Genomic DNA, 26,773 nt, shown 5'->3' on the forward strand with positions numbered 1-26,773 from the left:
GTCACCGTCCTCACGCGGGATCCACGCGAGCTGCTTTCTCGATGTGTTGCATGTACCGGGTGCGACCTGTCAGCACCCAGTGGATCGTCATCAGGTACAACAACGACTGCTTGACGACCCCGAAGCTCGATGCACCCGCTTCTCGCTGACGCCAGTCGTTGGGGGTGACCCCAAAACGGGCGCCGGTGCGCACGGCCTTCATGGACATTTCCACGGTCAGATTGAACTGGCCAGAGCGCAAGGGCTGCATCTGGTCCAACACTTCCCTGCGGTAGGCTTTGAATCCGTTCGTGAAGTCGTCGTAATCGGATCGCACCAGCCGGGCGAGTATGAAGTTCCCCGCCCGATTGACGATCCGCTTCAACGGGGGATAGTTTTCCACCACGGCACCTCCACCGAAGCGCGACCCGAAAGCACAGTCGTAGCCTTGCTCGATCAGATCGAGGTACCGCAGCAGGTCGGCCGGGCTGTCCGATCCATCGGCCATCACGATCGCAACGGCGTCACCCGAGGCACTGTCGATGCCTTTGCGCACCGCGTATCCGTAACCGTGTCGGGGAGCGTTGTAGAAGCCCTTGACTTCAGGGTGCGCACTCTCCAGCGCCGCGATCACTTCGCCGGTGTTGTCCTTGCTGCCGTCGTTGACGATCACGACCTCAAACCGGATGCCCGCTGTTCGAAGCGCACCGACGAGATCCTCGATCGTCCGCGCAAGGGTTTCGCCTTCGTTGTAGGCCGGGATCACGATGGATGCCAGGCCGAGGCTCTTGTCCTGGGTGGTCATGCTGCGGCCAGATCGTTCAGGTAGTTCTTAGTCACCATGCGCAACGCTCCGTCCAGGGCGTCCAGCGGGGCATCACCACATCGCATCTCGATGGAAATCCAGCCTTCATAGCCCACGCTTCTGAGAGCCTGCGCAGCGCTGGCGTGATCCACCTGAGGGCTGGAAAAATCGGCCAGTTGCGGCTCGCTGATGTGGAAATGACAGATCGCATCGGCGCACTCGCGAATGGCTTGAGCCGGGTCATCGCCGTTCATGTGAATGCAACCCGTGTCGAGGTGGAGCCCGAATCCTGGGGCATCAACCGCCTGGACGAGTGACAACGCATCTCTCCAGCCGGTGACAAAGTTGGCGCCATACTGAGGCGGGTTGGGCTCCACGCACAGGATCACGTCGTGCTCATGAGCCCGCCGGGCGACGCGCCCGAAGAAAGCCACGGCTTGGGAGAGCGCCTCTTCATCGGAGAGACCGGAGCGGTCACGATTCCTGGGTGAACCAAAAACGAGCGCTCGGACACCCAGGGCATGTGCAACAGGGAACAGAAGCTCCAGATGCGAGAACAATGCAGTCTGGACGGCCTCGCTCCCGAATACATTGAGCTGCGGCATGCCAAAAAGCAGCGACTGCATGGACGGCATCTGGAAGCCAGACGCCGCCATTTTTCCGCGGAGGGCAGCGGCACTGGCCAACGACATGCCCTCCCAGGCGGGCCACAGGCGAGTGGGAGCCACTTCAATGCCCTGCACCGCGTGCTGGCTCAAGACCTCCAGCGCCTGATCGTGCAGGTCATCGGTCCAAGCGATGTTCGAGACGGCGAGCTTCACGAGGACTGACTCCGCTGGGACTGGATGAAGTGGTCTAGCTGTTGCAGCACGGTCGCCTTGTCTGACACGTACCGGTCGTCACCCCCAAACAGATGCCCATGCACAGTCCGGTGGTCGTAATGCGCTTCGGGTGCTGCCGTTGCGCCGACCACCGTACCCGGGAATAATGTGTCGATCAGTTCGCTCGTCAAGATCGGTGCGGGAAAGAGATGCACGAGCTCCAGCTTCTGCGACCAGGCGATCTGGATGTGGCTCCACAGGTTGCTCAGGTCGTAGTACTGAAAGCTGCTCCGGGGATTGATGTTTTCCAGAGCATTGTGTTGAAGGAGATCAAAGATCACATTCTTCTTCAAGCCCAGCCCGAACAGGCCCGGCAATCGAACCACCAACACCTGTTCGAACTGCGAACGGACCGCTTCCTCGAGCTTCAATCGATGCTGTCCATAGGCGGTCATCTCTTCGGCAACAGGCACATCCAGCTCGGTCAATCCCGCTGAAGACCCCAGCACATCAATGGTCGAGATGAGGGTGACCTGTCTGGCCCTGCAGCGGGCGAGCGAAGCCAGCAATCTCTCGATCCCGCTCCAGTCCTCCTGCGGATTCTGGTTGGCCCACCACTTTCGGGCTTGCGCAGCCGTGACGACGATGTGCGAATACGCCTTGCCATCGATGTCATCGATGTTGCGGGAGTTGTAGAGGGCACCGAATTCGGCCTGATGCACCAGATTGCCGCCAACAAAACCGGTATGACCGATGAGGGCGGTAGGGCTGCTTTCAGTCACGTTCTTTCTCCAATGCCAGATCGACTTGATCCACCGCCTGGCGCGGGGCAGATGCAACGGCTGCGTCCACCACGTTCCAGCCCTTCTGTCCGGGCAGGTTCATGGTGCCTTCGTGCTCGTCCATCACGAAGTACTTGGGCCGATCCTGCAGCCGACTCATGATCCGACCGATGTACTCAGCCAGCGCGGCGAGGATCGCCGTGATGAAGCAGAACTGTGCGGCCATCTGAAACGAGATGGTGGTCCAGCCCGGCATCACGTCTTCCTTGAACAGGTAGACCAGCAAGATGTAGAAGATGTACACGATGTTCGCCAGTGCAGCCAGGATGCCCAGCCAGGTCACCACCCGCAGTGGATGCGCAGAATTCTCAAAGACCACGCCGATCGCCACGCCGATGCTGCTGATGACATTGCGACCCTTTCGTTCATCACCGCGTTGAACCGTGTCGTAGGGAACCGCAACCCGCTTGAATCCCACCACGGAACTGAACACACGCAGGTACCTGCTGGGGTCGTCGATCCGCAACAGCGCATTCACCGCACGCCGGCTGAAGCATTTGAACTGCGTCGCATTGGCTGGGATTTCAAGGTCGAGGAACCTTGAACAGTAGGCGTAGAAAGCGGACGAAAGCGCGCGGTAAAGAAGCCCGGACTGCACGGGCCGGCTTCGCACGCCATAGGCGATGTCGTGCCCTTCAAGGCATTTCTGCACGAGTTCCGGGATCATCGCGGGCGGGTCCGAACTCGCCAAAGCCACGACCACGTAGTCTCCAATGGCAGATTCAAGTCCGGCCGATATCGCCACCTCCTCGCCGAACCGGCGAGAGAGTTGAATCAGTCGAACGCCCTCGTGACGGCTGAGCTGTTTGAGGAGTTGCGGCTGAGACGATTCCGGAGATCCGTCATCGACCAGAATCACTTCGAAATGCGTGTAGTGGTCACGCAGCACCTGAACCGTTTCATCGAGAAAACTCCCGATGATGTCTTCATCGTTCCGGATCGGAACAACGACGGAAACCAAGCGATCCATCTTCATGCTTCACCCCCAATGTGGCGCAAGGGATGTGCATCGAGGTGCTCCCGGAGTTTGTCTTGCGCATCGTACAAATTATCCACTTTGCCACCCAGTACCGAGATCACGGATTCGTGTTGCGTGTTGCAGGAAAAAAGAATGGGCCGGCTGTCATCCACTTCGCTGCGGGGCAACAGGGTCTTGATTTCCCAGATCGAATCGTGGTGCTGCGCCTGCGCCAGCGCCGGGACATACCGCGCCGCATCGGCCTTCATGTAACGGAAGTTGGACCGCTGCTCCCTCGCCAACTGTGGCCATGAGGTGCCCGACGGCAGGGAGGGATCTGCAGGCCCGCGCTCCCACCAGGAGAAGTGGGGCGTGTAACGCACATGGCTCAGTGTGTGAAGCCCGGGACGAGCGGGGAACGGCATCAGCGAAAAGAACGGCCCGTCCATCACGGTGATGCAGAGGTTGGCCAGGGATTCGGGCAACGAGACCAGTGCCATTTCGGTCAGCTCATGCTTGAGCGTGTAGGTTTCCAGGTTGCTGCGTCTCAACAACCCATTGAGGCCCGAGTAGGTGCAATTCAACACCAGCTTCGTCTTCACCTTGGCCACGCGTTCGGGTGCCCCCATGTGCCGCAGCGAAGCGCCCATCCCGTCCTCATCTCGGGAGAGCTGGACCACTTCCAGATGGGTACCCAGTTGAACGCGGCTCCTGCCAATCTGTTCGAGCAACCGTTCGCGAAGCCGGTCGGCATTGAAGACGGGCTCCTCGACGTGATAGACCTCTTCGATCAGACGGCGGTGAAACAGCGTCTTGATTGCGCTGGGTGCCGGCCGTGCGACAGCGCCAATGCACTCGCAGAACCGACGGAACTGGTAGGCGTTGACCTTTGAGAAAGACCTCGCCAAGGCGTAGTAGGCAGGGCGCGTCTGGTCCACGCAATCGCCGTAGTCGGCAACGAAGCGGGAGAAGTTGATCCGTGATCGCATGGCCGTCAGCATGCTTCGCGGATAGTGGTATCCCTGGTGAACGCGAGCCTGGTTGTGAAAGGACGCTCGGGTGAGAGGCTGTTCCTCGCGCTCGACCAGCAACACCGAGTGCCCCTGTTCCCCCAGCTGGATGGCCAGCGCGCAACCAAACACGCCGGCGCCCACGACGATCACATCGGCACTGGACGGCAGTTCAACGTTCACTGGGCTTCCATGTAAAGCGGGACGCGAGGGTGTAATTGACCAGCCCGCCCGCCGCCGCACCCAGCAACGCGGAAAGGGCCCAGTGCCAACCGATCGAAAAGAAGTAGGTCGCGGTGGCCATGTTGAAGACGCCTCCCACCGCACTCGCCAGGCAGAAGGATGCCAGGCCCCTGAGTTGTGCCACCCCCCTCAATCGTCGATCTCCAAACGTGAGCACGTTGTGGACCACAAAGTTGAAGATCATCGCCAACACCACCGAGACACCGAGGGCCAGTGTGTAGGGAAGGCCCAGCCAGCGGAAGAACAGGCTCAGCAGTGCCAGCTGGACGACGACACCTGCTGCTGCCACGGTTCCGAAAACCGCGATTCGCCAGACCGTCGCGCGATGGGGAACCATTCGAGCAAATCCTCCGGAACTGTTCATTGTTTTCGCGCCACGCAAGTGCGGTTCTGGTGAGTATGAGGTGGCTGGTGGGCTTGCGTTCGCGCGGCATGCGCGCGCAGGCGAACGCGAGGCAATGTCATTGCAGCCTGGATCTTCACGACTTTATTCGTCTACAAGGTGCGTGGCGCCGACCGTATCGCCCACGATCGTCAAAAACTCACACTTTCCACGATTGACGCCGCCCAGAGCAGCGGTCGTGCCTAGAATCCCTCGGTTTCGGGCTTGAGCAGGAATCAGACATGCAAATTCTTCGCACCGCCAAGTGGATTCTGTTGCTGGCATTGACGGCCTGTGGTTTCCAGAAATCCATGCCCATGGAGGAGCTGAACCTCCTCTACACGTCGCCATTGCCGCCTCCGGACAAACCGCTGCGGGTCTTCCACATCGGACACAGCCTCGTCAACCACGACATGCCTGTCATGCTGGACCAGCTGGCCGGCGCCGGCCACGAGCACAGGTCGCAGCTCGGCTGGGGTGCGACACTGCAGGCACACTGGGAGCCGGACATCCCAGTGTCGGGCTTTGAAGAGTCCAACAAACATCCCAACTACCAGGATCCCATGGAGGCGATTCGCAGCGGCACATTCGACGCCCTCGTCCTCACCGAAATGGTCGAGATCCGTGCGGCCATCAAATACTTCGACAGCCCCGAGTACCTTCGGAAGTGGGCTCGCGAAGCGCGCACCCACCGGAGCGACACCCGCGTCTACCTCTACGAAACCTGGCATCAGCTCGATGACCCCGAGGGCTGGCTCGAACGACTGGACAAGGATCTGGCGCGCTACTGGGAGGGTGAGCTGCTCGCCAAGGGACTGGCGCATGGCGACACCGGTGGTCCGGTGCATGTGATTCCCGCGGGACAGGTGATGGCCCAGGTGGTGCGGCGCATCGAGAAGGAAGGTGATTTGCCCGGATTGAAGTCCCGCGAAGACCTCTTTGCGCGCAACGCCGATGGCACGCAGGACCCGATCCACCTCAACGACCTGGGGAACTATGTGGTGGCCCTGACGCACTACGCCGTGCTGTACCACCGCAGTCCGGTTGGCTTGCCCCATCAACTCAAGCGCCTCGATGGAACGGACTACAAGGCACCTTCCGAGCAGGCCGCGCGCGTCATGCAGGAGCTGGTCTGGGAATATGTCACGCGATACCCCAAATCGGGTGTTGCGCAACGCGCCTCAACTGGGTGACACTGAAAGACACCAGTTCTTCAACTAGGGAGCGTTGTTTTGGCCAAAGGCATGATTCTGGCAGCGGGTCAGGGGACCCGCGTGCGTCCATTGACGCAGAAGACCCCAAAACCCATGGTCCCCATCCTGGGCAAGCCCGTGCTCGAGTACCTGATCGAGCACCTCGCGCGCCACGGTATCCGGGAGATCATGATCAACGTGGCCTTCAACCACTACAAGATCGAGAACTATTTCGGCGACGGACGCCGTTGGGGCGTGGAGATCGGGTATTCGTACGAAGGCGCGCGCGAACACGGTGACATCGTGCCGCGCGCCATGGGGTCTGCCGGCGGCATGCGCAAGATCCAGGACTTCAGTGGGTTCTTTGACGAGACCACCCTGGTCATGTGCGGCGACGCCATTGTCGACCTCGATATCGGGGGGGCACTGGCAGAGCACCGCCACAAACAGGCCATTGCCAGCGTGGTGACGCTGGACGTCCCCTTGGATCAGGTGCAGAACTATGGCGTCGTGGTGGCCGACGAACAGGGTCGCGTGCGCTCCTTCCAGGAAAAACCGCGTCCGGCCGATGCCCTGTCCACCGCCGCCAGCACGGGCATCTACATCTTCGAACCGGCCGCGCTCGATCTCGTGCCCGCTGGCCGGCAGTTCGACATCGGCAGCGAACTGTTTCCCATGCTCGTCGAGCGAGACCTGCCCTTCTACGCCCAGAAGCGCTTCTTCAACTGGATTGATATTGGCCGCCTTTCCGATTACTGGATGGTGCTGCAACGCGTGCTGCGTGGCGAGATCGCCCAGATGGACATGCCGGGCAAGCAAGTGCGTCCGGGCGTTTGGGTGGGCCTGAACACGTCTGTGGACTGGGACAACGTGGAGATCGAAGGACCTGTCTACATCGGGTCGGGAACCCGCATCGAGTCAGGCGCCAGGGTGATCGGGCCCACCTGGATCGGGCACGGCAGCCACCTGCGCTCGGGCTGCACGGTGGAGCGCAGCGTGCTGTTCGAGTACACGCGCATCGGCACCGGGCAGATAGCCAGCGAAGTCATCATGTCACCCCAGTACCGCGTTGACCGTCATGGAGACACGCAGTACGTGGGCGACGAGGATGCAGCGCTCGTGTGGGGCGATGCGCGAGCCTGAGCAGGCTCGCTGCCAGCCACCACTGCCGCCCCCTATACTGGCCGAAGATGATGCTTTCCAAGAGTCCCCCGCGATCCATTCTCAAACGCCGCGGGAGCATTTCCACTGCGGTTCAGGGTGTGGTGGATCTGGTCGCGGTGGTGGGGCTGGCTTTGCTGCTCGTCCGCCAGCACATTGGCGGCCTCACGACCGAGTACGCGGTGCTGCTGCTCCTGCTGGCCATGAGCATGGTGTTTGCCTACGACCAGTTCGGCGTGTACAGGAGCAACAGCAGCTTTGCACGCAAAGCCCTCACCCTCTTCAAGGCTTGGTCGCTGGTCTTCGGCTTCCTGCTGGTGGTGGGCTTTGCCACCAAGCAGAGCGATGCGTTCTCCCGTCTTCTGGCGGCTCAGCTGTATGTGGCAGGCTATCTGCTGCAAGTACTGCTTCAGTACCTGAGTCGAGAAATCCAGACACGCGTGATGCGGCATGCCGTGCCGACCGAGAACGTGCTCATCGTGGGCACCGGCAAGCTGGCCCGTTACCTCCAGCACAAGATCTCGCGCAATCCCTGGCTGAACCAGAAGGTCGTCGGCTGTCTGGAGCTGCCCTCCTCAAACCGGGCTCGAGTAGGCCGTTCGGGTCCGTCCCTGTACGAGACCTCCGACTTCGGCACCCTGCGCGAACCCAACGTCATTGGCCCGCTGGACGAGATGCTGGCCATCATTGATCGGCATGAGGTGCGCACCGTCTATTTCGCCATTCCGTTGGGTGATTCCGACCTGATTGAAGACATGTATTTCGAGTTGCTGGACCGGCACGTGGCAGTGCACTGGGTGCCAGATATTTTTTCGATGCTGCTCGTCAATCACAGCGTGCGCGAGATGGCGGGCTTGCCCGTGCTGACCTTGTCCGAAACCCCCTTGACGGGAACGCGCCTGCTGCTCAAGGCCATTGAAGACGCGGTCCTCGCCTCCCTGATCCTGCTGTTGATTTCGCCGCTGCTGCTGGTGATCGCCCTCGCGATCAAACTGGACAGCCCGGGGCCGGTCTTCTTCCGTCAGGCCCGCATGGGCTGGAGCGGCAAGGTCTTCCACATCTGGAAATTTCGCAGCATGTTCGTGCACCAGCCTGAAGCCGGCGTGGTCAAACAAGCGCAGCGCAACGACCCCCGTGTGACCCGGGTTGGCGCCTTCCTTCGAAAGACCAGCCTGGACGAACTGCCGCAGGTGTTCAATGTGCTCAGAGGTGAAATGTCGCTCGTGGGTCCCCGGCCGCATGCGGTGCAGCATGACAAAGAGTATTCACAGGGCATCGACACCTATTTCGCACGGCACAACATCAAGCCCGGCATCACCGGCCTGGCGCAGGTTCGTGGGCTGCGCGGTGAAACCATTGAAATCGATCGCATGCAGCAACGCATCGAGGCCGACATTGAATACATCAACAACTGGTCGCTCTGGCTGGACCTGACCATCCTGCTGCGGACCGTGGGCGCGCTGACTGGGAAGAACGCCTACTGAGCGAGGGAGGCGTTCTTTCAGCGCTCACGGGCGCAGTCGCAGCAGCTTGCCGTTGGTGGGGTGATCCGTCAGCAGCCAGAGCGTGCCGTCCGGTGCCTCGCGCACGTCCCTCACGCGGTGACCTCGTCCATCCCAGGCCTTGTACTCCCTGACGACGCGATTGCCGTCCAGCTCCAGCCGGACGACTGCTCCACGCAGCGAACCCATCAGCAGCGAGCCCTTCCAACTTGGTGCATAACGATCAGAGGTAACGAAAACCATGCCCGAGGGGGCCATATCTCCCCAGTGCTTGACAGGCTGCTCCATGCCCTCGGCCTGCGTCCCGATACCGATGGGTTTGCCGTCGTAATCCTTACCGTGGGTGACTATGGGCCACCCGTAGTTCTTGCCTGGCATCACTACATTGAGCTCATCTCCTCCCGCAGGGCCATGGTCGCCCACCCAAAGTGTTCCGGAGGGCGACATCGCCGCTGCCTGGATGTTTCGATGACCGTAGCTCCAGGTCTCGGGCAAGGCACCGGCTCTGCCGGCAAAAGGATTGCCGGCGGGCACCTTGCCATCGGTGGTGATGCGCACCACCTTGCCGTCGTGCGTGCCGAGCTTCTGGGCGTTTTCCTTGTAGTCCTCGCGATCGCCGAGCGTCAGAAACAGATGGCCGTCCGGCGCTTGCACGATCCGGCATCCGTAGTGGTGATCCGCATAGACCTTCGGCCGCTGACTGAAAATGACCTTCACGTCTTCGAGCGTGCGACGGTCGGCGGACAGCCGGGCGCGCGCGAGCGCCGTGGAGGCAACGTCCTGATTGGTTTTCTCCGATTCTGCAAAGCAGAAGTACAACTGCCGGTTGGTGGCGAAATCTCGATCGACGATCAGGTCCAGCATGCCCCGGTGCGCTCGCAGGGCACCGAGCTGCGGCACACCCTCCAGCGGTTTGCCGAGTTCACCATTCGCCTCCACGACACGAATCCGGCCCGGCCGTTCCGTGACGAGCATCCTGCCGTCCTCAATGAAGGCGACCGCCCAGGGATGCTGGAGCCCTGACACCACCTCCTCCACGCGCGCGGCTTCAGCCTGTGGACTCATCGCGAGGAACGTGGTTGCCAGCAGGACGGCGAGGCAAGGACCGCGATGGGCGCTCAGGGTTTTCTGTCTCCAGACACGATGGCTCATTTCATTTCCTTAAGTTTCGACCAGTCAATGTAAAGCGGAGACAGACTTTTCAGCCGCCTTTTTTTGCAAGAACAGCCCGTGGTCTGCGCACTTTTACCGGAATGTATCTCTGGTGTTCCTTAGCCGCGGAGATGCCGCCCTAGAATGAAGATGCTCTCAAGGATTCCGGATGTCAGTCCTGCGACACGCCGGGAGCCGACGGAGCTGGCATCTGGAGCGCATCGGCAAATTTTGCAAGAGAGTTTCTTCCCACCGCCAGCATCAGCTGGTTCGACCTCCGACCGTCCTTTCCCGCAAGGGAAGTCCGGGCGAAAGCTGCATACCCACACACGAAGGTCTGGCCTGGTCGCTTGTCGATCACAGGTTCATGTATAGAGCATTGCTGGAATGTCCCCAGAGAATCTGAACGCCACTCTCGATCTGGTCTCCGAAGATTTCAACCTTCAAGACCTCCTGCGCACCCGGATCGCGGAGGGCGGCGATCGCCCTGCCTATGTGTTTGTGGGCAACGATCTCGAGGCATCCGAGGTCATGACCTACGAGGCCCTCGGCGCAGCCGTCGAAACCGTCGCTCGTCATCTGCGCAGGCACACGTCGCCGGGAGACCGCGTGCTGCTGGCGTTCAACAACGATCTGGAGGCGGTGCAACTGTTCTGGGGTTGCATCCAGGCTGGCGTGATTCCCATTCCGGCGCCCGCGCCTGATCCAGCCACGGTGGACCGCGACCGATCAAGACTCGGAGGCATCAGCGCCGATTCCGGCGCGGTATTGGCCCTGACCCACGACACCCACCTCGACGCTGCCCGTTTTCACCTCCCCGAACTGCCCTGGCACTCGCTTCGCACCTTGCAGGGTGCACCCCGCCCAACCCCTGCAGGGTGCACGGCGATGGACGACGCCGTGCAGTCGGAGATTGCCTATCTCCAGTACACATCGGGATCCACGAGTGCGCCACGCGGAGTGATCGTGACCCATGGCAACGTGCTGGCGCAATGCCGCGCCCTGATGAATGGGCCGGATACGCACCGCATGAGAGGACTGGTGTGGCTCCCCTGGTTTCACGACTATGGTCTGGTGCATGGTGTGGTGCAGCCTTTCTATTCAGGAGGGACTTCGTTTCTGATGTCCACCGCCCAGTTCATGCTGCGCCCGTTGCGATGGCTGGAGGCCGTGGCGAAACACCGCATCACGCACAGCGGCGCGCCGAACTTTGCCTACGCAGCTTGCGTCAAGGCGCTGGCCAGATCCACCGACTGGAGCGCGCGCCTGGACACCTGGCAACTCGCGACCTGCGGCGCAGAACCGGTGCGCGCGACCACGGTGGACGAGTTCGTCAACGCTTTCCAGCCCTTTGGATTCAACGCCGCCGCGCTCGCTCCGTCCTACGGACTCGCAGAATCGGTCCTTGCCGTGACGGTGCGCGACACGAAAGCACCGCTCCTTCAGTTGACGGTGGATGCACAGGCCCTGGAACGGCATGATGTGAAACCCGTTGCCGTGCAGGCGTCCGGCACCCGGACGCTGGTGGGTTGCGGTCCGGCCTTGCCCGGTTTCGACTTGCGCATCGTCGACCCCGCCACTGGCCAGCCATGCGCTGCCGGCCGCATCGGGGAAATCTGGGTAGCGGGTCCCAGTGTCGGCCAGGGTTACTGGGGACAGGAAGAAGCCTCCGCAACCGTCTTCGGAGCCACGCTGGCTGACGAAGCGACCAGCGACACCCACTTCCTGCGGACCGGAGATCTGGGCTTCCTGCACGCGGGCGAGCTTTTTGTGGCCGGCCGTCTCAAGGACCTGATTGTGGTGAACGGTCGCAATCTGTATCCGCAAGACATAGAAAGGACGGCCGAACAGCTGCAGGTCAACACCCGTGCAGGGGGCGTCATTGCCATTTCGGTCGACAATGGGCTGAAGGAATCGGTGGTGATCCTGATCGAGTGCAGCCGGCGTCCCTCGGCCCGCGCGGTGCAGGAACTGCTGGACAACATCCGCAAGCAGGTGGCCATCGAGCACCAGCTGGAGTTGCTCGACGTCGTGCCCATGCGCGCGGGCTCCCTGCCCCGCACCTCCAGCGGCAAACCGCAGCGAGGCGTCGCGCGGCGCCTGTACATGGAGGGCGCTTTCGAGACCCTGCGGCTGGCGTCAGAGCCGGCCACGTCAGCACCCCTCGCGGCTGAGGGGGACGTCGATGCCGCACTGATCGAGACACTGGTCGCACTGTGGTCCGACGTGCTCGGGCAGGAAATCGTCCAGCCCGATGCCAATTTCTTCGACCTCGGTGGCGACTCGCTTCTCGCCACGCAGCTGGTTTCGCGCATGCGAACGAGGCTGGGCATCGACCTGCCCATTCGGGCCGTGTTCGAAAGCCCCACGGTACGCGGCCTGGCCCAGCAGGTGGCCCGAACCCAGCGAGGTAGCAAGGACTCGACCACCCATCTGATGCGGGAGCCAGCGGAACCGCCGGTACCTCGCGTCCCGGGTACTCGCGTCAACCTGTCCTTCTCCCAGGAGCGCATGTGGTTCATGCACGAACTGGCACCGCAAAGCAGCGCGTACAACGTGCCGGTGGCGCTCAGGCTGCAGGGGGTGGTAGACGTAGAGGCCATGACCGCCGCACTGGAACGGGTGGTGGAACGCCACGAAATCCTGCGCACCCGGTTCATCAAGACACCGGATGGCCTGGCGGGCGAAATCCTGCCAGTGCCGGATGCGATCATCGAACAGGTGGACCTCAGTTCCAACGACTCGCCGGCGTCCGACGATGTGCTGCACCGTCATCTCGCCAAGGTGGCATGCACGCCTTTCCAGCTGGACCAATGTCCGCTTTTCCGCGTGCAGCTCATCCGCGTGTCGGACCAGCAGACCGTGCTGTTGATGGTGCTGCACCACATCGTCACGGACCAATGGTCGTTCGCACAGATGGTGCGCGAACTCTCCGTGCACTACAGCGCCGCCGTGAGCGGCAACACGGCGTCGCTGCCGAGTCTGCCCGTGCAGTACGCAGACTACGCGGGTTGGCACCGCGGCTGGTTCGAAGGTGCAAGGCGGACGCAGGAGACGGCGTTCTGGTCACGCCGGTTGAGCGGGCTCGAACCCCTTCCATTGAACGAGGATTTCCCACGACCCAGGCAGCAAAGTTTCCGCGGCTCTTCCGTGCGCCTGCCCCTCGGCGCGGAAGATATCCAGGGCTTGCGCCGACTCGGTGCGACCCACGGCGCCAGCGTGTCCATGGTGCTGATCGCGGCACTCAACGTGATGCTGCTGCGTCACACCGGAAAGACCGACATCGCCGTGGGCGTGCCCATTGCCAACCGCCATCACCTGGCCTCCGAAAACCTGCTGGGGACGTTCGTGAACACGCTGGTGTTCCGAACCGACCTGGGCGGCGACCCGGATTTCCTGACCGTGCTCTCGCGTGTGCGAGAAGTGTCTCTGGAGGCTTTTGCGCACCAGGACATGCCCATCGAATTGCTGGTGCGCGAACTGGCGGGACGGCCTGACTCCAGCCGGCAACCGCTCTTCAATGTGATGTTCAACCAGGTGAACGCCAAGGTCCGCGGCACCGAATTCGAAGGGCTGAGCTGGTCGAGGTTCGATTTCGACCGGGCATCGACCCAGTTCGACCTGACCGTCGTCGCCGACATGATCTACGACAACTCGCTCGTGATCGAATATGCGACCGACCTCTTCGCCCGTGAAACGGTGCAGAGGATGGGGGAGCATCTCCAGAACATTCTGCGCAACGCCGTGGAGACTCCTGAGACCCGCGTGTCCACGATCCCGCTGCTGAGCGACATGGAGCTTGCACGCCTGCAAGACTGGTCGCTGGGTCCCAACGGGCTGCCTTCGGCGCCAACGGTGGTGGATTGGGTGGCAAAGGGCGTGCAACTGTCTCCGCAGCAGGTGGCCGTGGTCTCCGGCAACAGCCGACTGACCCACCAGGAGCTGGATGAAGCGTCCAACCGGCTGGCCCGATTGCTGCGTCAACGCGGCGTCGTTCGCGGCACCCGGGTCGGCATCTGTCTGCCACGCGGCCTGAATATCGTCATTGCGCTGCTCGCCATCCTCAAAACAGGCGCTGCTTATGTACCACTGGATCCGGCCTACCCCAGCCAGCGGTTGAACCACCAGATCGAAGATGCGGATCTTGTGCTCCTGGTGACCGAGGGATCGGTGGCGCCTGCGCGTACCCAGCCGCCGAGCCTGCTGCTCGATGTCGATGCGGCGTTGGCCGCAGCGTCGTCGTGCGCCCCGCTCGAGGTCGAGCCCCGAGAATCTTCCCGGTCTGAGGATCCGGCCTACGTGATCTACACCTCTGGCTCGACGGGCACGCCCAAGGGTGTCGCCGTGCCGCACCGCGCTGTCGTCAACCTGCTGGCCAGCATGGCCAGCGAGCCGGGTTTCACGGCCAGGGACCGCCTGCTGGCCGTGACCACACCCAGCTTCGATATTGCGGTGCTGGAGCTTTTGCTGCCACTGGGAACAGGCGGCACCGTGGTGGTTGCCAGCGAAGCGGAGGCCACCGACGGCCGTGCCCTGGCCGACCTGATGGCCCGTGAGCAGATCACCGTGCTCCAGGCCACACCATCGCGCTGGCACCTGCTGCTCGATTCGGGATGGACTGGAAGCCCCGCACTGAAGGCGTTGGTGGGGGGAGAACCGCTCACGCCCAGCCTGGCCGCACAACTGATGCCGCGCTGTGCCGAAGTCTGGAACATGTATGGCCCCACGGAGACCACTGTGTGGTCGAGCTGCTGGAAGGTTTCATCCGACATGCCGCAGGCCATTGCGCTGGGCCTACCTGTGGCAAACACCTCCATCCAGGTGCTCGATGAGTACCTTCAGCCGACCCCCATCGGAGTCCCTGGCGAGATCTACATCGGCGGCACGGGAGTCGCGCTGGGCTACTACAAGCGCCCGGAACTGACTTCGGAGCGCTTCATCGACCGGCCAGAGGCTCCTGTCCTCGAAAACCGTCGCATCTATCGCACCGGAGACCGGGGGCGCTGGCGGCACGATGGCTCGCTGGAACACGGCGGGCGGCTGGACGACCAGGTCAAGGTGCGCGGCTTTCGAGTCGAGCTCGGCGAGATTGAATCGCACCTGCTCAGCCACCCGGGGGTCTCGCGCGCCATCGCCATGTTGCGGGAAGACCCCGCTGGCCAGGTCAGGTTGGTCGCGTACGTGGTGCCTGAAGGGCCCATGCCCAATCGCGAAACGCTCCAGCAGCATCTGCGCCAGTGGCTGCCCGACCCCATGGTTCCCAGTCAGTTTGTGGAATTGACCACCATTCCCCTGTTGCCCAACGGCAAGACGGACCGCAAGGCACTCTCCCTCGTTGCGATCAATCCCACGGTGTCGAGCACGGCCATGGTGGCACCCCGCAACGCCACGGAAGCGACCATCCTGACCATCTGGCAGGAAGCCTTGAAGATCGAGAAGATCGGCGTCCACGACAACTTCTTCGACCTGGGCGGTCATTCCATCCTCGCCGTCGGGGTCATGGGCCGGATCGAGTCGGCGCTGGAGCGTCCGTGCACGATGCGCCTGATGTTTGATCACCCCACGGTGGCCGAGCTGGCCGCCGCCCTTTCGGAGTCTGCGCCTCAGAGCACCTCGGAAGTCCCCGTGCTGGTTCTTCAGCCGCAGGGCAAAGGGCCTGGACTCTTTCTGCTGGCTGGCGCGGAACGCTACCTGCCGCTCGCGCGCCGGCTGGACCCGGACATGCCGGTTTACGGCGTGTATTCGCAGACCGAGATCAACCTGTTGAGATGGCCTGCCGACATCCCTCCGCCCCCGGTGTCGGTCGAAAAGCTGGCCCTGGAGTACCTCGCACTGATTCGCGGCGTCCAACCTCAGGGGCCTTACTACCTGGGTGGCTTTTCCATCGGCGGGGCGCTGGCCTACGAGGTGGCGCAGCGACTGCGCGAGGCGGGCGAAAGCATCGGACTGGTGATTCTTCTCGACACCATGTTGCCCGGACGGGGTCTGCGGCACCTGTGGGCAGCCGCGCGAAGGCGCTGGCGCCTGATCTCCATGCACGGTCTTGCACACCTGACGCACGTGTTCAAGGTCTACCGGGACCAGGTCGCCACGCGGCAGGAGCCGGGTGGCCTGCGGATTCAGGCCTACACCCAGGCCATGCGCAGCTACAACGCCCGGGCCAGCAATGTGCCGGTGGCCTTCATGCAGGCGGGAGGCGACGCTGCCGCCGAACCGGCCTATGGCTGGAAATCGCTGGTGCCAGGATTGGCCGTGGAGCAGGTGCCTGGCAGGCACATGGACTTCATGGAACCACCCAATGTGGATGTGCTCGCCAGCGCTTTGCGGGCGCACATCGCCAAGGCCCGGGGCGACATTTCAGTCTGAACCCCGGCGGGAGGACGGCCAGATTCGGCCGAGCGGCGCGCGCCGTATCAAACGTGACGATTTGTGTCGTCCGTCGGTGGGTCCCATCAGCGGGTAAAAAGCGCCCTTTTCCCCGTGCTGACGCCCCTCAGAGGGCACAATTCGTTACGCGCGTTTACCCCCGGTGGTTGGGTATGCTGCAGTGCGGCGATACTCCGTTCCCGTCGAAGCCGTGAAACTGGCCGGCTGTCCTGCCGCATCTTCTCGGATTGCAGTTGTACCAGTCACACTAACCTTCAATTGTGCGTTTGAGCACATAAGCCGCCTGGAGTTCCAGCGGGTTTGACCACCGACAGCCTCCCCACATTTCTTGTGAAACCCATGTCCACTCCAGCCAATCACGTGAAGGCGCATCGCTCCCGCCTGTCGCAACTCTCGGTTTCATTCCTGTTCCTGGCGGTGCTGAGTGGTTGCGGCGGTGGCAGCGAAGCTGGCGCCGACGGCGGCACCAACCTCAGCCCGATCACGCAGGCGCCGACGCCGGCTCCCGCCCCGATCCCGGCCACCCCCAACAAACCCGCACCGGCACCGGCGCCTGCGCCTGCTCCAGCCCCGAAACCTCCGGCTCCGGCTCCGGCTCCGGCTCCAGCCCCAGCCCCAAAACCTCCGGCTCCAGCCCCGGCTCCAGCCCCGGCTCCAGCTCCAGCTCCGGCCCCCGCACCGCGTCCACCTGCACCTGCACCTGCTCCTGCTCCTGCACCTGCCCCAGCACCTGCACCTGCACCTGCACCTGCACCTGCACCTGCACCTGCACCTGCACCTGCACCTGCGCCTGCGCCGGCGCCTGCGCCTGCGCCGGCTCCCGTGCCTACTGCGCGCACCGAGGCCGCACGTTTCCTGACGCAGGCCACCTACGGCCCCAACATGGCGGAGATCGATCTGGTGGCAAGCATCGGTCCTGCCGCATGGATCGAGCAACAGTTCAACACCGGCAGCATCGACACCCACTGGGACTACACCGTGGTTCGCCGCGGCGCTCCGGGCTGCACCACCTGCAACTCCGGGTACATCAACGCGGTGATGGAGAGTTTCTGGTTGCAAGCCGTTCGCGGCCAGGATCAACTCCGGCAGCGCACCGTGCTGGCGCTGAGCGAAATCTTTGTCGTTTCCACGGTCAACAGCGTCATTGAAGGCACCGAGCCTGCGCACGCCAGCTATCTGGACATGCTTTCGCGGAACGCCTTTGGCAACTATCGGCAGTTGCTGGAACAGGTGGCGACGCACCCGGCCATGGGCCACTACCTCTCGCATTTCCGCAATCAGCGCGAAGACGCGGCGACGGGACGGATTCCCGACGAGAACTTCGCGCGCGAGGTCATGCAGCTGTTCAGCATCGGTCTCTGGCAACTGAACGCGGACGGCTCACGACGTCGCGATGGCAGCGGCAACTTCATTCCAACCTACAACCAGAACGACGTCTCCGGGCTGGCTCGGGTGTTCACGGGCTGGAGTTGGAACGGCCCAGACAAGAGTGAGGGGCGATGGGCAGGTGAGGTGCCACCGGCTCCAGCGCTGCGGAACTGGCGTGAGCAGATGCAGAACTACCCGAACTACCACTCAAGCAGCGAAAAGCGCTTCCTGGGTGTGACCATTCCAGCCAATACCTCGGGCGAAAACAGCATGCGCATCGCGCTGGACACTTTGTTCAACCACCCGAACGTGGGCCCGTTCATTGGACGCCAGCTCATCCAGCGGTTGGTCACCAGCAACCCCAGCCCTGCTTACGTCGGCCGGGTGGCATCGGCTTTCAACAACAACGGCAACGGTGTGCGGGGTGACATGCGCGCGGTGATTCGAGCCGTTCTGTTGGACCCTGAGGCCAGGGACCCGAGCCTGGCCAATCAAGCAACGTGGGGCAAGTTGCGGGAACCCATGGTGCGGTTTGGTGCCTGGATGCGCGCCTTCAATGCACGCTCTCCCCAGGACAGGTACGCCATCTGGAACCTGGAGGACAGCGTGTCGAGTCTTGGGCAAAACCCCTTGAGGTCACCCAGCGTGTTCAACTGGTTTCGCCCGGATTACGCGCCGCCTGGTGAAGTGATGAGCCGTGGTCTGGTGGCGCCGGAGTTCCAGATCACCCATGAAACGACGGCGACTGGCTATGCCAACTTTGTCACGCATGTTGTAGAGCGAGGCTTCAATTCCATGTCGAGCGCCATTGTGGCGCCGAATTACGCCCCCGAGATTGCTCTCGCCGGCAATCCGGCCGCGTTGCTCGAGCGGTTGAATCTGCTGCTGGTGGCCGGCCGCATGACTCCGTCAACGCAGCAAGTCATTCTGGGCGCCGTGAATGCGATCCCCTCTTCCCAAGCCACCGCGCGCGTGCACACCGCCATCACGCTCACCATGATCTCGCCTGAGTTCGTTGTGCAGAAATGAGATTGTGACCATGACCTACATCCACCGCTCCCTTGCCCGTCGCGACTTCCTGCGCCAGGCCGCGCGCCTGTCCGCTTTCGCTGGCACGCCCTTCGCCATGAACCTGATGGCCGCTGGTGCCGCCAGCGCGCAGTCTGGCGGCGATCACAAAGCCCTCGTCTGCATCTTCCTCGCCGGTGGCAACGACCATTCGAACACCGTGGTCCCCCGCAGCGGCGCTGGCTACAACAGCTACCAGCAGGCCCGCCCTTCGCTGGCACTGCCTGCGGCAAACTTGCTGGCGATCAACCCGACCGGTTACAGCGGCAATCCGTTGGGCCTGCACCCCTCACTTTCCGCCATCCAGCCCCTCTTCAACCAGCAGCGCATCGCCCTGATGGCCAACGTGGGCACCCTCGCGGTTCCCATCACGAAGGCGCAATGGAACTCCGGGCAACCCACCGTGGCGGTGCCACAGCAGTTGGGATCTCACTCCGACCAGCAAGGCGCCTGGCAGACCGGGTTGCCCGACCGGGCTTCGCAGACCGGCTGGCAAGGGCGCATGGGCGACCTGCTGGCAGGCAGCTACAACGCGGGCAGCGGGATCTCGATCGCGATGTCGGTGGCCGGCAACAACATCATGCAGGCCGGGAACAACACGATCCAGTACCAGCTGACCACCAACGGGGCAGTGCGTGTGGGCGCGTTGAATTCGCTGTACGGATCGGCCACTGGCGGAGCGGCCATGCGGCGCTTGATGACCGAGGGCCGCTCCGATCTGCTTCAGAGCGAACTGAACCGCATTTCCAGCCGCGCCATCGACTCCGAAGCCCTGGTGAGCAATGCCCTCAACGGGGTCACCGCGGGCGGCACTTTCCCGGCCACCGGTCTGGGAAGGCAGTTGCAGATGGTCGCGCGCATGATCGCTGCGCGAGGGGCGCTGGGACAGCGCAGGCAGATGTTTTTCGTCCAGCAAGGCGGTTACGACTTTCACGACAACCTGCTGACCGACCAGAACCTGCGGCTGCAGGAACTGGGTGACGCGATGGCTGCGTTTTACCAGGCCACCGCAGCGCTGGGCGTGGCCAACCAGGTGACCACATTCACGGCCTCGGACTTTGGCCGGGCGCTTCAGCACAACGGCCGAGGCTCCGACCACGGCTGGGGCGGCCATCACTTCGTGATGGGCGGGGCGGTGCAGGGGAACCGCGTGTACGGCCAGTTCCCGACGGTGGCCCTCAATGGCCCTGACGACTCGGGACGCGGTGCGCTCATTCCCACCACCTCGGTGGACGAATACGCGGCGACGCTGGCCCGCTGGTTTGGCGTGTCCGTCAGCAACCTGCCGACCGTGTTGCCCAACATCGGTCGCTTCGCCTCGCGCGACCTGGGCTTCATGGGCGCGCTGGCCTGAGTCCGGCCCTCTTGCAGGGCACCAGGGCCGAGGCAGGCGCCTAAAGACCGAAAAGATTCGCCTGCACGATGCCGCGCTGGACAAAGGCCTTGCGGTCTGGCTCCGGCGCCCAGCCCAGCAGGCTCTTGGACAGGCTGTTGTCGAAGCGGGCGAAATGCGCCCGGCTTTTCCAGTCTGCGAGCGAAGCCCGAACCGCACCCTTGCGCCGCAGTGCGTGCCGCTTGAGGAAGTACTTGATGCCGTCAGCGATCCACATCACGTGCAGCGCGCCTGGGGTCACGGTGATGCGTGCCCCCAGCGCCTGATGGATCTCATCGAAGTAATCCCGCGCCGACATCATCGGGTCGCCCACCAGGTTGAAAGACCGCCCCACGACACCGGGGTTGTCCATCATGCGGATCAATCCATCCGACACATCGTCGGCGAGCACAAAAGGCAGGATGTTGCGGCCGTGGCCCCAGATCCGGACGGCGCCCGCCCCATGCCAGCGCCCGATGCCCCAGTGCTGTAGCGGACCGCCATGACCCACCACGATGCCCGGCCGCGCAATCACCAGCGGCAGGCCCCGCGTGCGCTGCATGGCCATGAGCTGCGTTTCGCACTCCGCCTTGGAACGCGCATAAAGGTTGCGGTCGCTCATGTCGCCGCCGAATCCCGTGTCCTCGGTGATGATCCGGTTCGGGTCCGACATGTCGTAGGACGCGATGGTGCCGGTATAGATCAGGCGTTTGACGCCGGCGGCGAGCGCGGCCTCTGCGACGCGCAGGGCCGTGCCCACATCGTTCTCCAGGGCAGCCTCCCAGGTCTTGTCCATCGACTTGGCCAGATTGAAGACCACATCGATCCCCTGCATCGCTTTCGTCAGGCCGTCCTGGTCGCGAAGGGACACGGGGACCGTTTCCACGTGGTCGGCGATGTCATCGAACGGTCCCGTGCTGCCCCGGCTGAGGACGCGCACGTCGTGGCCGCGCGCGACCAGCATTCGGGTGAGGTTTCGCCCGATGAACCCCGTGCCGCCGATCACCATCACCTTGGGCACTGGCGCGCCGTGCGGCGCAACGGGATCCCTGGCTTGTGGCGGCATGTGGGCCAGCGTGTCGTCGATCGCCCGCATGACCGCTGTGGCGGAGGTGAAATCGAACCGCGCATCCAGTGCCTTTCGCCCCTGGATGGCGGCGTAGAAAGCGCCGAAAGCGTTGCGAAAGCTCAACGCAAAGGGTGACTTCTGGTTCAGTGAGACCAGTTGCCGAGCGGCGTTGGCAATGCCTTCACGCAGGTGTTGGCCAGCCAGCGACATCTGGTGCAGGAACGGGTTCAGCACCAGATCGGCGGTGTTGTCCTTGCTGACGATGAGTGTGTCGTCGGCAAAGTCCATCCGCGCCATCGCCGAAGATCCGCGCACGGTGATCGAGCGGTCTTCCACCACTTCGACCAGCGCAATGTGGAAACTCAGATCGACATCCCCTGCCCTGGCCAGGACGCGCCAGCTCTGGTGCCGCGTGCCTCCGCCGGAGAGCTCGACAGGTTGGCCCAGTTCCAGGTGCAACACCTCGGGCTTGCCCAGCAGGTCGACGGCGAATGCGTAGAGGTGGGGGCCGAGTTCGAGCAGCAGGTTCCTGGGTTCGCGCAGCAGCCACAGGCCAAACGGCCCCGAACGCAATGGAGACAGGGGAAGGCTCCAGTTGAGCTGCAGGGTGGAGATGCGCCCCAGTTCACCGGCCTGAACCATCGCCTTGAGCCGCTCATACGACGGCATGCCCAGGAAGTTGTGTCCCGCACCCAGCACCTTCCCCGATTCCAGCGCCGTGGCATGCATTTCCGCGGCTTCGTCCGCCGACACGGCGACGGGTTTCTCGACCCACACATGCAGTCCCGCGCGCAGGCATTTCACGGCCAGATCCCGGTGCGACGATGGCGGCGTGAGGACATGCACCGCGTCACAGACGCCAGCCGCGATCATGTCGTCGACCGAGCCATAGGCCTGCAGGCCATAGGCCCGGGCCATATCCTCTGCCGCGCCGCGCGATGCATCGCAGACCGCGACGAGCCTGGCGCCCGGGGTAGCGCGGATCGCATCGGCATGCCAGGTGGCGATGTAGCCGGCCCCGATGATGCCCACGCGGGTCTGGGTGCTTGCCGTCATGTCAATTTCCTCCTTGGATCATTTGTATTCGATGATGCTCATGTCGCGCCGCTGCCAGCGCCGGACCCAGTAGGTCAGCATGCCGATCAGGTTCGGGTACTTGGACAGCGAGAGATACAGCCCATGGTGCATCGCTTCGCTCCTGGGAAGCCCTGCACGCGCCAGGCCCTGCACCGTGCGCACCCATGAGAGCGCATACACCGAGAGCGCAGCGCCCGCCAGCAGCCCACCCGCCAGCAAGGCGCCCGACATCGCCAGCAGCAACCCCGCGACAAGCACCAGCGACAGCAGCAGGCCATACAGCCAGACGCGCCGGCGTTCGGGCCGGAAGTGCTCGGGATGCAGATGGCCCACTTGCGCAAAACCGTGACCGCTGCGCACCGCTCGCCGCCACCACTCCGAGAACCGTGTCATGGCAGCGTCGTGCTGGGTCATGGGCAGGGGCAGCCTTTCAATGCCGAGCCCGGATTTGCGCAGTCGCACACAGAACTCGTCATCTTCGGCCGCAATCACCTGCGGGTTGAAGCCTTTCAGGTTGAGAAACGCCTGGGCTCGCACCATCATGTCGCCACCGCAGGCCTCGATCGGCCCTGCCGGCCGGTGCCATTCAAAATCGCAGATTGCGTTGTAGACGCTGCGATCGCGGTGGATCTCGGATCGCCAGCCGGTGACCAGGCCTAGGTCGGGCCGAGACCGCAGGTGCGCGAGCCCCGCAGAAATCCAGCCCGGCACCAGCAGGCAGTCGCCATCGATGAATTGCACGAACTCCGGCAGGTCGCCCGATGCGTGCAATGCCATGAACCCGGCATTGCGCCCACGCGCGGCGGTAAAGGGCGCGCTGGTATCGAGCTCGACCACCTGGATACCCAGGTCGCGGGCATGGGCGACGCTGCCATCGCTGGAGCCGCTGTCCACGTAGACGATGCGCTGCACCTCGGCCAGCACGCTGGCCAGGCAGCGCTTCAGGCGCTCGCCCTCATTGCGGCCAATGACCACGACGGCGATCTCTGCCGTCATGCCGCACCCTTTGCCGAAGCGGCGATGAGATGTGCAAGCTTGCCCGCCTCCACCACGCTGTCGAACTCCGCCACCACGCGCTCGCGGCCTGCGGTACCCATGGCGTTGCGGGCCTCGGTGGGCGCTTCCAGAAGAGCGCGCAAGGCCTGCTCCAGTGCCAGCGGATCGCCCGGGGCGACGAGTCTGCCGCTCACACCGTCCTCGACCAGTTCACTCACCCCGGCAATGCGGGTGGCGATCACCGGTACGCGCGCCGCCAGCGCTTCCATCAGCACCACCGGCAGGCCCTCGGCAAAACTGGGCAGGACCAGCACGTCGGTTTCAAGCAAGGCTTGCGCCACCTCGGCCTGCCCTCTGTAGCCAGCGAATTCCACGACGTCAGAAAGGCCCATCGCGCGGCATTCTGCTTCCAGCGCTGCACGCTCCGGGCCATCGCCGACCAGGGTCAGGCGCAGGTCCGGGTGGTCCACGGCCACACGTTTCAGAGCCTTGAAGAGCACAGGCACGCCCTTGACCGCTGCCAGCCGCCCCACGAACAGCAGCCGCTTGGCGCCAGCGCCACGCGGCGCGTCGTAAAGCGCCGGATCCACACCGCAGTGCACGATGTGCAGCCGCGGCCAGTGCACGGCAGAAGAGAACAACATGCCTTGCGAGCGGCAGAAGTGGCTGATGCAGGCCACAAAGGCCGCTCGCGCGATCTTTTCATCGAGGCGCCAGTGGTACGGCTCGAAGAAGATGTCCGGCCCATGCATCGTGAAGCTGAAGGGAATGCCGCTCACTTCGCTGGCCAGCATGGCCACCGTGCAGGACGACTTGGCAATGTGGTTGTGCAAATGCACCACGCCGCGCGAACGCATGTGGCGCGCCAGAACGACGGCCTCAGCGAAGTAGATCAGGTTGTAGACATGGCCTTTGATGCCATCCGGCGATGTGCGCCAGGCCAGTCGCAACCCTCGGAAGTAGCGCCCCGGATCGCGCAGCGCAGCCAGGTGCGCCTTGAGGCTGGTGAGCGGGCGGGCAGCGGCCTCCAGCACATGAAAGGTTCGGGCCGCCTCGCTGCGCTGCTGCTCGCCCACGTGGTGTTCCGCCCCGGTGCGACGAATGGAGCAGGTCTCGATCTTCAGCCCATGGCCGCGCAGCGCGGCCACCTCGCGCTGGATGAAGGTGTCGGTGGCACGGGGATACTCCCCGGTCAGGTAGGCCACCGGCCCGGCAACGGCAACGGGTTCAACCATGCGTTTTTCTCTCGGCGGCCAAAGCCGCGCTCATGGCAGTTTCGAACGTCTGTGTGGGCAGATCGCCCAGCCAATCCGCCTGGCTGACATAGGTCAGTGGCATGATGCGCGCCCGCTGCACGGGCGCGCGCAGCAACCCCGGCATGCCTGGCAAAGGGCCGAGCAACGACAGCGCGCGCATGACGGGCCATCCCACGGGCAGCACCACGCGTGGCCAGCCGCCGCGCCGCAATGCGGCGACATAGCGCGCACGGCCGGGGAGATCGGTATCCAGCACCTGGGCAATCTGCACGCCCTGCAGCGGCACTTCGGCAGCGCGAACCACCATGCCGGCTGCGCGGTCGCGGTGCGCCAGCGGAATCTGTCCGTCACTGCCCATGCGGATCAGCACGGGCCCCACACCGACGCCCAGATGACCATTCCAAAGTCGGCCCGGCCCCCAGATGGCCCCGATCCGAAGGATGGCCACAGCGGCGCACGTGGCGGCCCCATGGCCGCGGGCCAGCGACTCCTGCGCGAGCTTGGCGCGTGCATAGGCGTCGCGGTGCTGCGGTTGATCTTCGAGCGGCGTGGTTTCCGTCACGGTGTCGCCCTGGCGCATGCCGCCGTGAACCGCCATCGAACTGGCCAGCACCAGTCGCGGCACCGGATGACAGCCCGCCATGGCCGCAAGCAACGCCCGCATCGGCGCCAGCGTGTCGTGCTCCTGCGCGGCGTCATCGCCCGACATCGCGGCCGCCAGATGGAGCACTGCATCAACGCCCGCCAGATCCGTGGCGGTGAGCCGCTCCAACCCGCCCGGCTGGGCGACGATGCCGGCATCGCTTGCCCACTCGTGGGGCGCCTGCCGCGCATCGCGCAGCAGCGCTCGCACGCGGTGCCCCCGAGCCCGCGCTTCGGATACCACTGCGCGGCCAAGGTAGCCGGTCGCGCCCGTGATGGCCAGGTTCAGCGCGCCCACGGCATGGGCTCCATGGGGTCACAGGTCGTCTGCATGAGCTGTGCGCCGGAGGTTTCCCCGGCGTTCTGGATCGCCAGCGTCACTTCATTGAGGTGCAGCGCGTAGTTGCCCCCCAACCGGCAGGGACGTCCCTGGGCAATGGCCTCGAGCATCTCCACCGGCCCGAGGGCGAAGTTCATCGAGGCGGCACCCCACCTCCCAAGCATCGGGTGGGTCGGTCCCGCCAGCCGGATGCGCTGCCCGATGGGATGTTCCAGCAGCCGGCGGCGAATGCGCAGACGCCGGCGGTACTTCAGAGGGGCGGCATTGTCCCAGGCGCGGGCCATCTCCAGCACGCCTTTCTCACCGACCACCCGGATCCGGTGATCGTGGGGCGCCACGATGGAACAGGTCAGCCGCGCCACCATGCCGCCGTGGAAGAACAGCGTCGCCACCGAAAAATCGGGTGCTGACCCGGTCACGCCGCGCTTGTCCGGAATCACGCCCGCCGAGGCCGCCACCACGGTGCGAACCGGTCCGAACATGGCGATCAGCCAGCTCAGGTAATAGCCCGCATGCTCCAGCGTGCAACCGGTGCGGAATTCATCCTCGTAGGGCCAGGGCGCGCCGCTTTCACTGACCCAGGATTCCAGAGGAGCCTGGGGAATGTAGCCGTCGTCCAGTTCGGCATAGACCAGTTGCGCTGCGCCGGCCACGCCGGTCCGCACCGCGTGGGCCAGGGTCTGCGCTGCCTCGCTCAACACCGAACAGGGCGCAGAAGCCAGCTGAAGCCCCCTGGCAGCGGCTATTTCATGCAGGTCGCGCGCCTCATCCATCGTCACAGCAAGCGGCTTTTCGGACCACACATGGAAGCCCGCCTCCAGGCAGGCGCGATTGACCGCGTGATGCTCGGACGGATTGGTGAGGTTCAGGATCACGCCATCCTTCGGCATGGCCTCGAACAGCGACGCCATCGTGGGCAGTTCACGGTACTTCCAGTGCGCGCAAAAAGCCGCCATGCGGACGGGATCGCGGTCATGGGCACCAAGCACTTGCACATGGGGAAAGCTGGCCAGCGAGCGCGCGTAGAGATCGGCCACGAACCCACAGCCCACCAGCGTGACCGCGCTCATTGCTTCCCTCCCGCGTCTCGATCTGACCTTGCGTGCACGGCGCCTTGCCTGCGCCCATACACCAGGAGAAGAAGATTCAA

The 26,773-nt window shown here is 63.8% G+C and carries 19 protein-coding genes; 6 read left to right on the forward strand and 13 right to left on the reverse strand.

Translation table 11 applies throughout. The features are described from left to right. Nucleotides 1–10: 10 nt before the first annotated feature. The 6 genes from ACTIEY_RS10810 to ACTIEY_RS10835 are packed head-to-tail and all read right to left on the reverse strand — an operon-like array spanning nucleotide 11 to nucleotide 4,995. Nucleotides 11–784, reverse strand: coding sequence for a glycosyltransferase family 2 protein (locus ACTIEY_RS10810; protein WP_439519104.1), 774 nt, complete (start codon nucleotides 782–784; stop codon nucleotides 11–13). Then, nucleotides 781–1,605 carry a sugar phosphate isomerase/epimerase family protein gene (locus ACTIEY_RS10815; protein WP_439519105.1) on the reverse strand — a complete coding sequence of 275 codons (825 nt, stop codon included), beginning with the start codon at nucleotides 1,603–1,605 and terminating at the stop codon, nucleotides 781–783. The genes ACTIEY_RS10810 and ACTIEY_RS10815 overlap by 4 nt, the downstream gene beginning before the upstream one ends. Further along, nucleotides 1,602–2,387, reverse strand: coding sequence for an NAD-dependent epimerase/dehydratase family protein (locus tag ACTIEY_RS10820; protein WP_439519106.1), 786 nt, complete (start codon nucleotides 2,385–2,387; stop codon nucleotides 1,602–1,604). Before ACTIEY_RS10820 ends, ACTIEY_RS10815 begins: the two co-directional genes overlap by 4 nt. Next, nucleotides 2,380–3,423, reverse strand: a complete 1,044-nt coding sequence (locus ACTIEY_RS10825) for a glycosyltransferase family 2 protein (RefSeq protein WP_439519107.1) — start codon at nucleotides 3,421–3,423, stop codon at nucleotides 2,380–2,382. The genes ACTIEY_RS10820 and ACTIEY_RS10825 overlap by 8 nt, the downstream gene beginning before the upstream one ends. Next, nucleotides 3,420–4,559, reverse strand: coding sequence for an FAD-dependent oxidoreductase (locus ACTIEY_RS10830; RefSeq protein WP_439519108.1), 1,140 nt, complete (start codon nucleotides 4,557–4,559; stop codon nucleotides 3,420–3,422). Before ACTIEY_RS10830 ends, ACTIEY_RS10825 begins: the two co-directional genes overlap by 4 nt. Nucleotides 4,560–4,587: 28 nt before the next feature. Next, nucleotides 4,588–4,995 (reverse strand): GtrA family protein, encoded by a 408-nt coding sequence (locus ACTIEY_RS10835; protein ID WP_439519109.1) that lies wholly within the window; start codon nucleotides 4,993–4,995, stop codon nucleotides 4,588–4,590. A 287-nt stretch (nucleotides 4,996–5,282) separates the two neighbouring features. Here ACTIEY_RS10835 and ACTIEY_RS10840 point away from each other — a divergent pair, with 287 nt between their 5' ends. From ACTIEY_RS10840 to ACTIEY_RS10850, 3 genes are read left to right on the forward strand one after another with little or no spacing between them, the layout of a single operon-like run. After that, complete coding sequence (locus tag ACTIEY_RS10840; RefSeq protein ID WP_439519110.1) at nucleotides 5,283–6,233, forward strand: hypothetical protein; 951 nt, start codon at nucleotides 5,283–5,285, stop codon at nucleotides 6,231–6,233. A 51-nt stretch (nucleotides 6,234–6,284) separates the two neighbouring features. After that, entirely contained in the window at nucleotides 6,285–7,376 is a 1,092-nt protein-coding gene (locus ACTIEY_RS10845; RefSeq protein ID WP_439519111.1) for a sugar phosphate nucleotidyltransferase, read from the forward strand. Nucleotides 7,377–7,423: 47 nt separating this feature from the next. Further along, nucleotides 7,424–8,878 (forward strand): undecaprenyl-phosphate glucose phosphotransferase, encoded by a 1,455-nt coding sequence (locus tag ACTIEY_RS10850; protein WP_439519112.1) that lies wholly within the window; start codon nucleotides 7,424–7,426, stop codon nucleotides 8,876–8,878. A 24-nt stretch (nucleotides 8,879–8,902) separates the two neighbouring features. Here the strand turns inward: ACTIEY_RS10850 and ACTIEY_RS10855 are convergent, their stop codons facing one another. After that, nucleotides 8,903–10,048: a PQQ-dependent sugar dehydrogenase gene (locus tag ACTIEY_RS10855; protein ID WP_439519113.1), complete on the reverse strand. Its 1,146-nt coding sequence runs from the start codon at nucleotides 10,046–10,048 to the stop codon at nucleotides 8,903–8,905. 387 nt (nucleotides 10,049–10,435) lie between these two features. On the opposite strand from ACTIEY_RS10855, the gene ACTIEY_RS10860 reads away from it, so the two are divergent. Beyond that, the gene (locus tag ACTIEY_RS10860; RefSeq protein ID WP_439519114.1) at nucleotides 10,436–16,414 is read left to right on the forward strand and encodes an amino acid adenylation domain-containing protein; all 5,979 of its coding nucleotides are present in this window, start codon (nucleotides 10,436–10,438) and stop codon (nucleotides 16,412–16,414) included. Between the two features lie 502 nt (nucleotides 16,415–16,916). Here the strand turns inward: ACTIEY_RS10860 and ACTIEY_RS10865 are convergent. Beyond that, nucleotides 16,917–17,219, reverse strand: a complete 303-nt coding sequence (locus ACTIEY_RS10865; protein ID WP_439519115.1) for a hypothetical protein — start codon at nucleotides 17,217–17,219, stop codon at nucleotides 16,917–16,919. A 38-nt stretch (nucleotides 17,220–17,257) separates the two neighbouring features. Here ACTIEY_RS10865 and ACTIEY_RS10870 point away from each other — a divergent pair, with 38 nt between their 5' ends. Together ACTIEY_RS10870 and ACTIEY_RS10875 are read left to right on the forward strand one after the other, a co-directional pair. Continuing rightward, complete coding sequence (locus ACTIEY_RS10870; protein ID WP_439519116.1) at nucleotides 17,258–18,832, forward strand: DUF1800 domain-containing protein; 1,575 nt, start codon at nucleotides 17,258–17,260, stop codon at nucleotides 18,830–18,832. A gap of 10 nt (nucleotides 18,833–18,842) precedes the next feature. After that, nucleotides 18,843–20,225 carry a DUF1501 domain-containing protein gene (locus tag ACTIEY_RS10875; RefSeq protein WP_439519117.1) on the forward strand — a complete coding sequence of 461 codons (1,383 nt, stop codon included), beginning with the start codon at nucleotides 18,843–18,845 and terminating at the stop codon, nucleotides 20,223–20,225. A gap of 40 nt (nucleotides 20,226–20,265) precedes the next feature. On the opposite strand, the gene ACTIEY_RS10880 is transcribed toward ACTIEY_RS10875, so the two are convergent. From ACTIEY_RS10880 to ACTIEY_RS10900, 5 genes are read right to left on the reverse strand one after another with little or no spacing between them, the layout of a single operon-like run. Continuing rightward, nucleotides 20,266–22,368, reverse strand: coding sequence for an NAD-dependent epimerase/dehydratase family protein (locus tag ACTIEY_RS10880; protein WP_439519118.1), 2,103 nt, complete (start codon nucleotides 22,366–22,368; stop codon nucleotides 20,266–20,268). 18 nt (nucleotides 22,369–22,386) lie between these two features. Beyond that, nucleotides 22,387–23,385, reverse strand: a complete 999-nt coding sequence (locus ACTIEY_RS10885) for a glycosyltransferase (RefSeq protein ID WP_439519119.1) — start codon at nucleotides 23,383–23,385, stop codon at nucleotides 22,387–22,389. After that, nucleotides 23,382–24,620, reverse strand: coding sequence for a glycosyltransferase (locus tag ACTIEY_RS10890; RefSeq protein ID WP_439519120.1), 1,239 nt, complete (start codon nucleotides 24,618–24,620; stop codon nucleotides 23,382–23,384). Before ACTIEY_RS10890 ends, ACTIEY_RS10885 begins: the two co-directional genes overlap by 4 nt. Beyond that, a complete protein-coding gene (locus ACTIEY_RS10895) occupies nucleotides 24,613–25,581 on the reverse strand; it encodes an NAD-dependent epimerase/dehydratase family protein (RefSeq protein ID WP_439519121.1) in 969 nt (322 codons plus the stop codon). The genes ACTIEY_RS10890 and ACTIEY_RS10895 overlap by 8 nt, the downstream gene beginning before the upstream one ends. Beyond that, nucleotides 25,569–26,693, reverse strand: coding sequence for a Gfo/Idh/MocA family protein (locus ACTIEY_RS10900; protein ID WP_439519122.1), 1,125 nt, complete (start codon nucleotides 26,691–26,693; stop codon nucleotides 25,569–25,571). Before ACTIEY_RS10900 ends, ACTIEY_RS10895 begins: the two co-directional genes overlap by 13 nt. Nucleotides 26,694–26,773: the final 80 nt, after the last annotated feature.

The organism is Hydrogenophaga sp. (assembly GCF_051858985.1).
In the GTDB taxonomy this organism is placed as follows: Bacteria; Pseudomonadota; Gammaproteobacteria; order Burkholderiales; family Burkholderiaceae_C; genus Hydrogenophaga.